Source organism: Pseudomonas sp. RIT-PI-S, assembly GCF_025642975.1.
GTDB lineage: Bacteria > Pseudomonadota > Gammaproteobacteria > Pseudomonadales > Pseudomonadaceae > Aquipseudomonas.
On sequence record NZ_JANZKJ010000004.1, the window covers coordinates 261,638 to 273,182 of the forward strand.

Annotated in this window: 14 protein-coding genes; 1 reads left to right on the forward strand and 13 read right to left on the reverse strand. The window is 51.3% G+C overall.

The annotated features are described in order from the left end of the window. Positions 1-24 precede the first annotated feature (24 nt). The gene (locus OGL93_RS09040) at positions 25-702 is read left to right on the forward strand and encodes a sigma-70 family RNA polymerase sigma factor (RefSeq protein ID WP_263262280.1); all 678 of its coding nucleotides are present in this window, start codon (positions 25-27) and stop codon (positions 700-702) included. A 60-nt stretch (positions 703-762) separates the two neighbouring features. Here the strand turns inward: OGL93_RS09040 and OGL93_RS09045 are convergent, their stop codons facing one another. From OGL93_RS09045 to OGL93_RS09105, 13 genes are all read right to left on the reverse strand, one after another. Next, positions 763-1,185 (reverse strand): hypothetical protein, encoded by a 423-nt coding sequence (locus tag OGL93_RS09045; RefSeq protein ID WP_263262281.1) that lies wholly within the window; start codon positions 1,183-1,185, stop codon positions 763-765. After that, positions 1,185-1,526, reverse strand: a complete 342-nt coding sequence (locus tag OGL93_RS09050; protein WP_263262282.1) for a hypothetical protein — start codon at positions 1,524-1,526, stop codon at positions 1,185-1,187. The genes OGL93_RS09045 and OGL93_RS09050 overlap by 1 nt, the downstream gene beginning before the upstream one ends. A gap of 183 nt (positions 1,527-1,709) precedes the next feature. Further along, on the reverse strand, positions 1,710-2,075 hold the full coding sequence (locus OGL93_RS09055; RefSeq protein ID WP_263262283.1) for a hypothetical protein: 366 nt from the start codon (positions 2,073-2,075) through the stop codon (positions 1,710-1,712). Next, positions 2,035-2,670 carry a hypothetical protein gene (locus OGL93_RS09060; RefSeq protein WP_263262284.1) on the reverse strand — a complete coding sequence of 212 codons (636 nt, stop codon included), beginning with the start codon at positions 2,668-2,670 and terminating at the stop codon, positions 2,035-2,037. The genes OGL93_RS09055 and OGL93_RS09060 overlap by 41 nt, the downstream gene beginning before the upstream one ends. Positions 2,671-2,731: 61 nt before the next feature. Continuing rightward, on the reverse strand, positions 2,732-3,307 hold the full coding sequence (locus OGL93_RS09065) for a hypothetical protein (RefSeq protein ID WP_263262285.1): 576 nt from the start codon (positions 3,305-3,307) through the stop codon (positions 2,732-2,734). A gap of 289 nt (positions 3,308-3,596) precedes the next feature. Further along, positions 3,597-4,481, reverse strand: a complete 885-nt coding sequence (locus OGL93_RS09070) for a hypothetical protein (RefSeq protein WP_263262286.1) — start codon at positions 4,479-4,481, stop codon at positions 3,597-3,599. A gap of 197 nt (positions 4,482-4,678) precedes the next feature. After that, the gene (locus tag OGL93_RS09075; protein WP_263262287.1) at positions 4,679-5,086 is read right to left on the reverse strand and encodes a hypothetical protein; all 408 of its coding nucleotides are present in this window, start codon (positions 5,084-5,086) and stop codon (positions 4,679-4,681) included. An 8-nt stretch (positions 5,087-5,094) separates the two neighbouring features. Continuing rightward, positions 5,095-5,430 (reverse strand): CdiA family toxin C-terminal domain-containing protein, encoded by a 336-nt coding sequence (locus OGL93_RS09080; RefSeq protein ID WP_263262288.1) that lies wholly within the window; start codon positions 5,428-5,430, stop codon positions 5,095-5,097. A gap of 117 nt (positions 5,431-5,547) precedes the next feature. Further along, the gene (locus OGL93_RS09085) at positions 5,548-6,762 is read right to left on the reverse strand and encodes a hypothetical protein (protein WP_263262289.1); all 1,215 of its coding nucleotides are present in this window, start codon (positions 6,760-6,762) and stop codon (positions 5,548-5,550) included. A 1,018-nt stretch (positions 6,763-7,780) separates the two neighbouring features. Beyond that, entirely contained in the window at positions 7,781-8,335 is a 555-nt protein-coding gene (locus OGL93_RS09090; RefSeq protein WP_263262290.1) for a hypothetical protein, read from the reverse strand. A gap of 89 nt (positions 8,336-8,424) precedes the next feature. Continuing rightward, positions 8,425-9,084, reverse strand: a complete 660-nt coding sequence (locus OGL93_RS09095; RefSeq protein WP_263262291.1) for a hypothetical protein — start codon at positions 9,082-9,084, stop codon at positions 8,425-8,427. Beyond that, positions 9,071-9,550, reverse strand: a complete 480-nt coding sequence (locus tag OGL93_RS09100; protein ID WP_263262292.1) for a hypothetical protein — start codon at positions 9,548-9,550, stop codon at positions 9,071-9,073. The genes OGL93_RS09095 and OGL93_RS09100 overlap by 14 nt, the downstream gene beginning before the upstream one ends. Positions 9,551-10,585: 1,035 nt before the next feature. Beyond that, complete coding sequence (locus OGL93_RS09105) at positions 10,586-11,452, reverse strand: hypothetical protein (RefSeq protein WP_263262293.1); 867 nt, start codon at positions 11,450-11,452, stop codon at positions 10,586-10,588. Between the last annotated feature and the right edge of the window lie 93 nt (positions 11,453-11,545).

Consider the following 11,545-nt stretch of genomic DNA (forward strand, 5'->3'; position numbering starts at 1 on the left):
TCCGCAGCGTGGCCTGACCCCACCATGAGCGCCGTACTGCCCGACAGCGAACAAGGCTTGTGGCAACGCTGGCTCGCCGAGCGCGGCCAAGCCGTGCGTAACCAACTGTTCTTTTTCTACAGCGCTTGGGTACGGGTGCGGACGGGCCACTTCTACCGCAAATACCCCCATCCACTCGCCGAATGGGGCGACTACGTCAACCTCGCCTCGATTGGGTTGCTGCAAGCCATCGACCGCTTCAACCCTGCCCGCGGTTCCAGTTTCAAGGCCTACGCCGAGCCCTATATCAAGGGCAATATCCTTAAAGGCCTGGCCTGCTATATCCAGGACAAACCCTCGCCCCTACAAGACCGGCTAGATAGCTTGCGCGATGCGAAAGAGGACAGCAGTGCCGATGAGCTGGAACGATTGGCCAATTTAGCTATCGGGCTGGCGTTCGGGTGTTTTTTGGAGCTGGGAATCGAAGGAGCAGGGGAGGAGGCGGATCCGCTGAACATCTACGAGGCGCAGCGGGACGTGGAGGACTTGTCGGTGCTGGTCGGCAGGCTATCGGAGAACGAGCAACAGGTGATTCGCGGGCATTATTTCCAGCACTTGAGTTTTGTGGAGATTGCCGAGGCGATGGGCGTGACCAAGGGTAGGGTGTCGCAGATTCATGGGAAGGCGGTTAGACGGTTGAGGGAGGTTTATAGGAAAGGATGAGGGCTCCCGCTAGAGAGCGACATCCGATCATATATTCCCTTTAAAGGTCATGGTTGCTGTTCAAATCTGTCGCGCTTCTATTACGTCAAAGCTCATCTGCAAATAACTCTTTTCCGGAACGTCCAGGTTCCCTGAGAGGTAACGCTGACCCACCTTTAGCTCCCACGTTTCTTTTGTGCTGGAAATAATGTGGAATCTCATCAAAAAATTAATCTTGAATTCTTTTAAAATACCTTGGTCGGTGTGCCCCTGTTGTACGGCCTTTGACTCAACCTCAGACACTTCAAGCAATTCAGCTGAAAGTAATCTGGACCCTTCATCTTGCAAATAGAGTTCTTTCTCGGAATCTTGCGTAAGGAAAGTATTGATATTCTTTCCTCTGCCAAGCCATTCGATCATGTGCAAATATGATTCAGCTTTTTCAAAGCCATGGACCTCTATCGAAAAGCCGGTTTTGATAGACGGGACTTTATGCAAGTTCATTAAATAATCCTTGGTACGCCGGGTATACGGTCATCTGGTGATTCGCCAGCAAGTATTAAGTCGAAAGTGTTTTCTATGCGCGCTGCGAGCTGCAAAAGCTTTGAGCTCTCTTCGCCTCTATCGGGCGCCTCATTTTGCAAGGTTGTAATTAATTTTCTATAGATAACCAGAGTTTTTCGTGGCAGATACTCCTCTCCTTTAAGATGGCGAGCTACCTGTAGAGCGTATTCTTCTACTTTCAATAGCTCGCTGCTTCGAACCGAATCTTGCGTTTGCAGCGGGATTAATACATCAGATGCCGCTAAGTAAAATTCTTCAAATAAATAGCTGTTTTCATTCATTTGGAGCATGCCGAAAATGGCGCTTTGTGGAATTGAATGGTGGGTTGTAACTTCTTGGGCCCATATAGATCTATGATATGACGTGCCAGCTTCTCCGTTGACTCTAGGGGCCGTCCGCCATACCTAAACTTTTGCATTATTTACCTTAGAAAGGTCAATTGCAATTATCCCATGACCACTATCCTAGCCCCTGGCGACATCGAGCAGCCAAGTGGTAGAGATCCAAGGGCTATTGTCCATAGCTTTGCCTTCAGATTGCCCTCTGTTAGCAACATGTTCAGCGGCAGTCCAGCTACCCTCCGGAGCCTTAGAAAGCAATCCTTCGCCTCTTTCAAGTGACAAGGCATCCTCCTTGGTCAAAGCTCGATAAACGATGTCGGGCTTGATTTCCTCCGGTGCTTTTGCGGATGCCAGGTTTTTTTCAAATGCAGTTGCGTTTGAAAGTGCATTGTACCCTTTTGCAGAATCCCCTATTGCAGATAGGTATTCAAGCCATTTTGTTGGAAGCTCAAATTGAATGGCTCCCCCAGATATATTTTGTGACGCCATAGGTGTTTCCGTATTTAAAGTCTTCATACGTTTCGATAGCTCTTTGCTTGGCTGCGTCTATTGCAACGGATGCGTAGAGTCTATTCGTTGCTTCAAAGCCCATGGTCTGAGCGGCTTTAAAGTAGTCAGTCTGCAAATAGGCTGACGTGTCCATGCCGGTAAATTTTTGAACTCTATAAAGTGAATAGTCGTTTAGCAGGTTTACTGCTCCGACAACAGTATCTTTTAGGCTTTCGACAAGTTCATATCCGCTGTCTATAGTGGCTGTGTAAGCTGCGTTGAAGTTATTCACGCTAACATTTGCGTCCATTGTCTGGCCGATGCCGCGTTCAATAACTCGGTCTAAAGCGCTTCCGGGCGAATACTCATCATAGGGATCATCGGTTTGGATGACGCCAAAGGAGCCAAGACCCCCGTCCGCGTCATTGGAGGCTAAAAGCTCGTGAGCCGTACTTCCCCAAAGTCGATCAACGCTGTCACTGATTCCGAAAGGAGCCGCGAGATCGGGCAGCCCAATCAAGTTCGGATTCAGCTTGAAGGACGCATCCGGCTTATCCGCAGGCTTACCCATCGTCCCAACCAAATAGTCTGCCAACGCATTCCCAAACGCATCAGCCGCAACTTGCGCATAGTCCGGCTTGCCACCGCCAAACCATTTATCGCGGATATAAAGCCGAGCTGGCTGCGCTACCGATCCCTCGGATGATCGAGCCGGAGAGGTTAGTTTTGGTATTGAGGTTGCCCGCAATCACACTGCTAATAGCAGAGGCGGCGACGTTTTTCCAAGAGAAAGCGGTATCGAGGCCGACCACCTTGCTGGCGGCGTAATTGACCGAGTAATTGAACACACCTTGGGCCGCATAACCCGCCGTGCCGCTTTTCATCAACGCCTGCGCGGATTCTCCCAAACTGCCGGCGGCGACTGCATTGCTCAGGCCAAGCGTCGCTGCGCCGCTGATGCCGGCTACGGCTACTTGGCTCCAGGAGAACTTGTCCTGCACACCCAGCGCCATGCCCGTGAGTTGGGAGGCTGCGCTGCCTATCGCTGCCCCCGCCAAGGTACCTGCAACGGTTGCGTAACCTATCGCCCCCGCCGTCAGTGCGGTGCCTGAAGCGGCGGCGCTGAGTGCCGCGCTTCCTGCTGCAAAGGCACCTGCCGACCCGGTGAACCCGGCCCCCGCGAACAGCGCCGACGCCGCGCCCGCCGTATAAATCGTCGCCACCACCGCCACGACCACCATCACCACCGAAGCCACACCACCACATTTCTTCTTCTTGGGCTTGGGTGGTGGCGGCGACGCCGGGCTTGGCGTGGTGTCGCCGATAATATCGGTCGGATCGTAGGGTTTGAAGGTAGTGAAGTATTGCGATTGCTGGTAACCACGTTGGGGATGGTCAGGCTATCGCCAATGGTCAGAGTGGAGCTGGCGTCCAGGCCGTTGGCATCGGCGATCACGTACCACATGCTGGCATCGCCCCACAGGCTTTGAGCGATACTTTGCAGTGTGTCGCCACTGTTGATCACGTAGCCGGTGGGGTACGGCCCGGGTAGGACGTAGAGATCGGGTCGATGGTGTCGATGATCTGCGGCGCGGCGGCGTTGCCGACGCTGGCCAGTTGTTGGCCTTGGTTGTAGAGATAATTCTGGACGGTGCCGTTGGCCTCCTGGCGGGCAAGCAATTGGCCGTCGATAGTGGAGGCGAAGCGGCGGGTGAAGGGGTTGCCGCCGGTGGCGACGGTTTGCAGCAGTTCACCCCGGTCGGAGTAGGTGGAGGTGATCACACCCGCGGTGCCTGGCAGGGTCCAGGTGGCGGTGGTGGTCAGATCCTTGTAGGTCTCGAAGGCGGCGTAGGTTTTGCTGTAGTTGCCGCGGTAGTTGATGCTGCCGTTGGTGTTGTACAGCACATAGCGATAGGCCAACTGACGGCCAGCGGCATCGATCATGCCTGTTTCGCCGAAGTAGGTGGCTTGGGACAGGGCCTGTGCGCCACCGACGATCTTGTAGTCAAGCTGGCTGAGTTGGGTGCCGTCACCGCGGTAACTGTACTTGCTGACGGTACTGGCATTGCCGTTGGCGTCGTAGTCGATTTCCTGAATGCGGTTGCCCACCGCGTTGTAGGTTTCGCTAAACAGCTGCAGCGCGCCGCCATCAGCGATCACTGCGCCCCGGTTGTTGGCGCCAGCGGCGCGGTACAGGGTGCGGTTGGTGGTGTAGGTCAGCTGCCCGAGGTTGTTGTAGTAGTACTCGCTTTTCTTGCATAGCTCGTTGCTGCCACTGGCGGCGCTCCACTGCTCAGAGGAAATACGCTGGCCGGCGGCGTCGTAGGAGAGGGGATAGCCTTTGGCAGTCGTACCGAGCTTGCCCGCTACGATCTGGCCGTTGCTCAACCAACCATCTACCACCAACGCGTGACCCTCGGCGTCGTAGGTGCTAGTAGTTTTTTATGTTAATGGTTTTTGTATAAGTTTATGGTTTTATATTTTACGTGATCCTGCAATTTTTAAATTCATTGGAAACAGCTATGAAGCAGAACTCGATTTTTCAAGCATGCTCAAAGCTAACTATTGCTTCAGATTTCCATACATGGCTTTGCTTGACATAATTACGCTTCCTTGCAGAGTTTTTTGACTGATGGGTCTTGAGCCATTCCGGGATTAACCTCAATGTATGCAGCCATTGAAGTGCGAACATAATTCATAAAAATTTCACGTGTCATGTAAATTTCCGGATGCCCCAGCTCATAGCCTTGCTCGTCTACGACGGCGTAAAAACATGCGTCCGCAGGCCATCTTGGATATTTTTTTTCGTCACCTATATCGACTAAATCGCGACGCTCTAGTAGCCACCCTGGATCGCCTTCCATTCCGCCAATTCTATTTTCATCACTAATAAGTTCCGCTAGTGTTTTGGTTCTATGATCCATAAGGATGATGTTAATTATGAACTTTATAGCGGCATCTTCATCTGCTTGCGGGTTGAAAGTTCCGAAAGCTTTTATTAGATAATTCATGTCGTCTCTCAACGGGTTGGATGCACATTGCCGATGAATTGGTTGCCATATTTATCAGAATTAATATAGACGCGGAAATTTATGCCTCCATGATTAACGTCGAAAGGGGGTGCAATTGCAGTGTTCCTGTACTTTTGCCAACCTATTTTCCCCGCCTCAAGTGAGTATTCAAAAATTTTGCCATCAGCGTGAATGGCCGGACTGTATACGGTTTTGCTACCTTCTACAGCTTTTCCGGAAGCTTTTGTGTATATATAACTAAGGTTTAGGATTCCATTGGTTGAAGTTTTCTCGAGGGCGTAAGTGGCATTTTTTTCTTCAAGGAGCGAAATTGCTTCCTCCATGTTATGCGTACCAGACAATTGTCCGGTTTTTGTGAAACCATCAGGGCCTTTTAAATGTCCTGGTAGGTCAATCCGATAGGCTAAACCTTCGACAAGCTCCTCAACAGGTTTTAATCCTCAGATTTTAAACGCTTCAGCTGCCTTTGCAAGCTCGGGCAGAGCTTTGATCCCCGAAGTGACTGCAAGCGTTACCTCTGCGGCCGTAGCGACTTTTTCATTGCTGACGCCTAAAGGTGACCGGCTTTCGTAGGCTTCTATGTCAGCCTTATTCTGAATCGCGTCATCCGTGCCTATAAGACCCCGCACAGCTTCGAAGAGGCTACCTTCTTCGCCAGGAATGGACTTCGTAGGTATGAGGAGGTTGCCTGCAATAGGTATCATCTGACCTAAACGTTTGGCGAAGCCCCATCCAGATGAGCCTTCTATCGCCTCGAAGGACTGAGGCAAACTATTGGGGTGACCGATGCCTAACGAGTACTGATCAACAAGATTTCCATAGGGGTTCGATGGATTAGTCTCGGTAGACATCTGACCTAGATAGCGGTCCGTGTCAACATCAGCAATATAAGCACCTGAAGAGTAATCTGGGCCTGATTCATAGGTACCCAGTTCCGACGTGTCTAAAGAAAAGGGTGATTCTGTAGCTGAAGAGTCAATGCTATTGCCAGAATACGAGAACGAGTCCAGTGGTTCGCCTGAGCCAATTTGGAAGAATGAACCCGGCTTATCCGCAGGCTTACCCATCGTCCCAACCAAATAATCTGCCAGCGCATTCCCAAACGCATCCGCCGCAATTTGCGCATAGTCCGGCTTGTCACCGCCAAACCATTTATCGCGAATATAAGCCGAGCTGGCCGCGCTACCGATCCCTCGGATGATCGAGCCGGAGAGGTCCGTTTTAGTATTGAGGTTGCCCGCGATCACACTGCTGATGGCAGCGCCGGCGACGTTTTTCCATGAAAATGCTGTGTCAAGGCCAACGACCTTGCTTGCTGCGTAGTTTACTGAATAGTCGAATATGCCCTGCGCGGCCAACCGCTGCGTGGTGCTGAGAAGGTTGGTCGCGCCGTTGCCTATGCCACTTACCGCTTGGCCGACCGTTGCTCCTGCCGCGCCGGTAATGCCCGCTACTGCCACTTGGCGCCACGAAAACTTGACTTGCGCACCAAGGGCTATGCCGGTCAGTTGCGACGCGGCACTGCCGAGCGCAGCCCCTACGATGGCGCCGCCAAGTGAGATGGAGCCTATCCCCGCTGCAATGGCGGTGCCGGGAGCTGCAGCGCCCAATGCAGCACTGGAGATCGGGTCGATCGTGTCGATGATCTGCGGCACGGCGGACTTGGCCTAAGGTGTTGTAGCTATAGACCTCCACGGGTCAGCCACCGGTCTGCAACTGCGTGGTTGCGCTATGGAGGGTTGAGCCTGATGCACGGCCAACACCCGTGGGCCGCACGCTACGCAGACGCTGCCTTGGCCACGGGCAATGAGCACCCGCTAGTGCTGCACAACGCCGCGTTGGCCCACTTCTATAGCGAGGAGTTCACCGGTGCCATCCCGCTGTTGGCCCGGCTGACGGCTGAAGAGGGCTGCTGGCCCACTCGCGTTCGCTGTACCAGGACGAATCGACCGGGGACGCCGAGCCCCTGGCAAGAAGGGCGGCTGAGGCCGACCCCGCTAATGTTGAAGTACAGATGTCTACCTGGCCCTGCTCAACGATGACGCCACCCAGACGGCATTGCATTTCGAACAAGGGCTGCGGGAATGCAGCAATCCTGCCTTGGCCGCCGACATGCGTAAGGTGCTCGCCGGCTCTAACGACACCGTTCCCACTGGGCAAGGACCAGCTGACACCTCCGCACTGATGTGCCTCGACGCCTACCGGCAGTTTCTCGAGCCCAACTGATAGACCCCATCGACCCCGCCCGGCTGGGCCGTGTACTCGGCGCCTTGCGCGAGCTGCCCCAGCAAGGCCAACTCGGTCTCCTCGTCGAAACAGCCCAGCGCCAACGCCAAGGTTCGGCCACGTGGTGCGGAAGCATGGTGGGGGCATTGATGGGACTGTGCGTGGCGGGGGGATGCGGAAGGTGTTGGTGGGGATTGTGACGAAGTGAGGCGGGGTGACGGTCAGGCGTTGGAGTTGTCTGCGTTGACGGTTCAATGTTTATGACTTCAGCAGCGTCTGCTGCTTCTGGATAAAGTTGCCGAATGAAGTTACGAGCTCGGGTTGCCTTATCAAGTCAGGGCATAGTTCAAAAAATGAATCCGGCTCGTCCGCCTTTTTAGCTATTTTCCTCCGCGACATGACCCGCCAGCACATTTTCAAAAGGCATCTATAGTAGCTAGGCCGGAGTTACGGATTTTCACCTCCGCACTGAGCTTTAAATCCTTTTTTGCGAATGTAATTTTGTACAACCTTGATATTTATTTTTGATAAGTTTCCAACATCCCAAGCAACATCGTCATTTACATCTTCTTCATAAACGAAATTTTTAGGGCACCCCCAAAAAATTTGCATGAAGCTATAGTCACCTTTTGCAGTTAACCGTTGGCCAAGCACGGTTACGTCGTGCCTGCCGTCACCATCGAGGTCATTAAATGACACTGCCAATATTTTCAGATCCTGGAGGGGATCACTTGACAAATCTGCTCCTGCCTCAACAAGAGGGAGTGGTGTGATAAGCTTGCTATCACGAAATATTCCAAATCTATAAAGGCCGTCTTCAAAAGTTTCATTTTCCGGAAGATATCCCGTGAAGCAGCCATTGAGCGGCTGCTGGAAATTTACATTGAAAGTCGTTTTTGCTAGCAACCGTAATTTTGTCTCGCGCAATGTTTCGCACTGGTCTTGGGCATGCAGGGTGCCCATGATAAAAAATAATGCTATGAATAAAACGCGATTTCTCATTGCTTCCCTACCTTTTGTTGAGCACGTTCAATGCTTGCCGAGTGATTGTTAAATGGGACTGAAAGGTATTTATAAAAGCTAAACTCGTTTTATGGATTTTCACCTCCGCACTTAGCTTTAAATCCTTTTTTGCGAATGTAGTTTTTTATTGCCTTGATATTTATTTTTGATAAGTTACCAACATCCCAATCAACATCGCTATTTACCTTGTTATCATAAACGAAATTTTCAGGGCACCCCCAAAAAACCTGCATGAAAATACGGTCACTTTTTGCACCTGACCGTTGGCCAAGCACGGTTACGTCGTGCCTGCCGTCACGATCAAGGTCATCAAATGAAACTGCTAAAATTTTCAGATCATCGAGGGGATGACTTGACAAATCTGCTCCTGCCTCAACAACAGGGAGTGGTGTAATAAGCTTACTGTCGCGAAATATTCCAAATCTATAAAGGCCGTCTTCAAAATTTTCGTTTTCCGGAAGATACCCCGTGAAGCAGCCATTGAGCGGCTGCTGGAAATTTACGTTGAATGTTGTTTTTGGTAGTAAGCGCAAATCTGTCCTGAGCACGGTCTCGCATTGCTCTTGGGCATGCAGGGCGCCCATGATAAAAAATAATGCTATAAATAAAACGCGATTTCTCATTGCTTTCCTACCTTGTTGTTGAGTACGTTCATTGCTTGCCGAGTGATTGCTAAATGGGGACTCAAAGGTATTTATAACAGCTAGGCTCGTTTTATGGATTTTCACCTCCGCACCTAGCTTTAAATCCATTTCTGCGAACGTAGTTTTGTACGACCTCGATGCGTACTTTTGACAGGTTCCTAACGTCCCGGCTAATGTCGGAATTTACTTTGTCTTCGTAAGCGAAGTTATCAGTGCATCCCCAATAGACTTGTGTAAAGGTGCGATAACCATTTGCTATTAAAACTTTACCAATTACAGTGATGTCGTGCCTGTCGTCGCTATTGAGATCGTTAAATGAAACTGCCAAGATCTTCATCTCATTAAAGGGGTTGCTTGACAAGTCTGCTCCGGCCTCAACAGCAGGAAGTTTAGTAATAAGCTCACTATCGTGAAATATTCCAAATCTATAAAGAGCGTTTTGCGATGTTTCATTTTTTGGAAGATATCCCGTGAAGCAGCCAACGAGCGGCGGTTGAAAGTTTACATTGAATGTCGTTTTTGGTAATAGTAGAAATTTTGCTTTGCTCAAGGTTCCCACTGGTCTTGAGCATAGAGATTGTTTGCAATGAAAGTTAGTGTCATGAATAATATAATATTTCTCATTATCTTCATGCCTATTTTTGAGCACATGCAATGCTTGCTGAGTGATCGCTGCACGGAACTAGTAATCTAGACTGTCGTTGTTTTTGATAATGGAAGTTATAGTAGCATAATCTCCATTGTCTGCATATTTATTGAGTTTGTGATCTTCCAATATTGCAAGGCGATGAGGACAGCTACTTTAGGGTCATTTCTAACCAAATTGGGATTCTTGACCAATCCAGTCCTAACTCATTTCCAATCGTAGCTTACGTGGATTTTAAGGTTATCTGCATTAATCCGCCGCCGCGGTGGTTCCAGCCGCCCTCATGTCAGGCCAACCGTTCCGAACTTATCGGCATATAAGAATTTGAAATTTTTTCTGATGCGCGTAAAGTAGCCGGTTTCAGCTTCCAAGGTGGGGAACAGCATACGCCAATGGCGATGCAGGCTTCCAGGGCGTTTATAGTACGTATCTTCTGATATTTTTGCAAAGCCGGCACTTTCAACGCTGGCTTTCCCTAAGAGCGCTGTAGTTTGACTTGGGATTGTAATGTCATATGCGGTAGGTGACGATTTAAAGCTGGAAGATAAAGTTACTTATTAGCCTCTTTCGTATGGGGAATGCCGGGAGAACAATAGCCTGTGATTTTAATTTAAATCAGGTCGTCCGTATCTGCTATCGGAGCCGACGTTGCCCTATTGACTCAACTGAACTAGGGGGAGTCGATGTCTGAAGCGTACGGATCAACAAGATTTTCATAGGGGTTCGATGGATTAGTGTCGGTAGACATCTGAGCCAGATAGCAATCCGTGTCAATGCCAGCAACATAAGCAGCTGAAGAATAATCTGAGTCCGAGGCGTAGGTACCAAGCTCTGAAGTTTCTAAAAAGTAGGGTGATTCTGTAGTCGAAGAGTCAATGCTATTGCCAGAATACGAGAAGTATTCTACTGGTTCGCCTGAGCCAATTTGGAAGAATGAATCTAGCTTATCCGCAGGTTTATCCGTCGCCCCAATAAAATAATCCGCCAGCGCATTCCCAAACGCATCTGCCGCGACTTGCGCATAGTTTGGCTTGCCACCCCAAACCACTTATCGCGAATGTAAGCCGAGTTGGCCGCGCTGCCGATCCCTCGGATAATCGAGCCGGAGAGATCCATTTTAGTATTGAGGTTGCTCGCGATCACGCTGCTAATCGCAGCGCCGGCGACGTTTTTCCAAGAGAACGCGGTGTCGAGGTCGACCACCTTGCTGACGACGTAATTGACTGAATAATCGAATACACTTTGGGCTGCGAGGCGTTGAGTCGTACATAAGATACCGGGGCTATTGCCGCCTTTCCCGCTCAGGCTGCTGCCCAAGGTTGAGGATGCGCCGGCGGCGAAGCTGGCGACCGCTACCTGACCCCCACGATGCGCCCCAAGGGCCATGCCGGTAGTTGCAACGCGGCACTGCGCAGCCCCTACGATGGCGCCGCCGAGTGAGATGGATCCCCGCTGCAATTGCGGTGGCTGAAGCTGCAGCGCCCAATGCGGCACCGCGCCTGCCATTGCGGCGGAGAGGCCAGAGAAGGCGATTGAGAACAAAGCAGTCGCCGCCCCAGCCGTATAGATAGTCGCCACCACCGCCACCATCACTACCGACGCCACACCACCGCATTTCTTTTTCTTCGGCTTGGGCGGTGGTGGCGAAGCGGGGCTTGTCTTGGTGTCGACGATAATTCCGGTGGGGTCGTAGGGCGTGAAGATGGCGGCGTCGTTGCGGTTGCTGCTGACCACGTTGGAGATGGTCAGGCTGTCGCCGATGGTGAGGGTAGAGCTGGCGTCCCGGCCGTTGGCGTCGGCGATCACGTAGGGGACCGTCAGCGCACGCGAAGCGTTGCGCCTACGGTTTAATCCAGCGCTGCGGTCGGAGCCTGAAGGCGATATTCAGGGAGTCCAGGC

Coding starts and splice junctions, on each gene's coding strand:
- OGL93_RS09075 (WP_263262287.1), bottom strand. CDS start 5,086: ATGAATTATCTAATAAAAGCTTTCGGAACTTTCAACCCGCAAGCAGAT.
- OGL93_RS09045 (WP_263262281.1), bottom strand. CDS start 1,185: ATGAACTTGCATAAAGTCCCGTCTATCAAAACCGGCTTTTCGATAGAG.
- OGL93_RS09090 (WP_263262290.1), bottom strand. CDS start 8,335: ATGAGAAATCGCGTTTTATTCATAGCATTATTTTTTATCATGGGCACC.
- OGL93_RS09080 (WP_263262288.1), bottom strand. CDS start 5,430: ATGGAGGAAGCAATTTCGCTCCTTGAAGAAAAAAATGCCACTTACGCC.
- OGL93_RS09055 (WP_263262283.1), bottom strand. CDS start 2,075: ATGGCGTCACAAAATATATCTGGGGGAGCCATTCAATTTGAGCTTCCA.
- OGL93_RS09050 (WP_263262282.1), bottom strand. CDS start 1,526: ATGAATGAAAACAGCTATTTATTTGAAGAATTTTACTTAGCGGCATCT.
- OGL93_RS09040 (WP_263262280.1), top strand. CDS start 25: ATGAGCGCCGTACTGCCCGACAGCGAACAAGGCTTGTGGCAACGCTGG.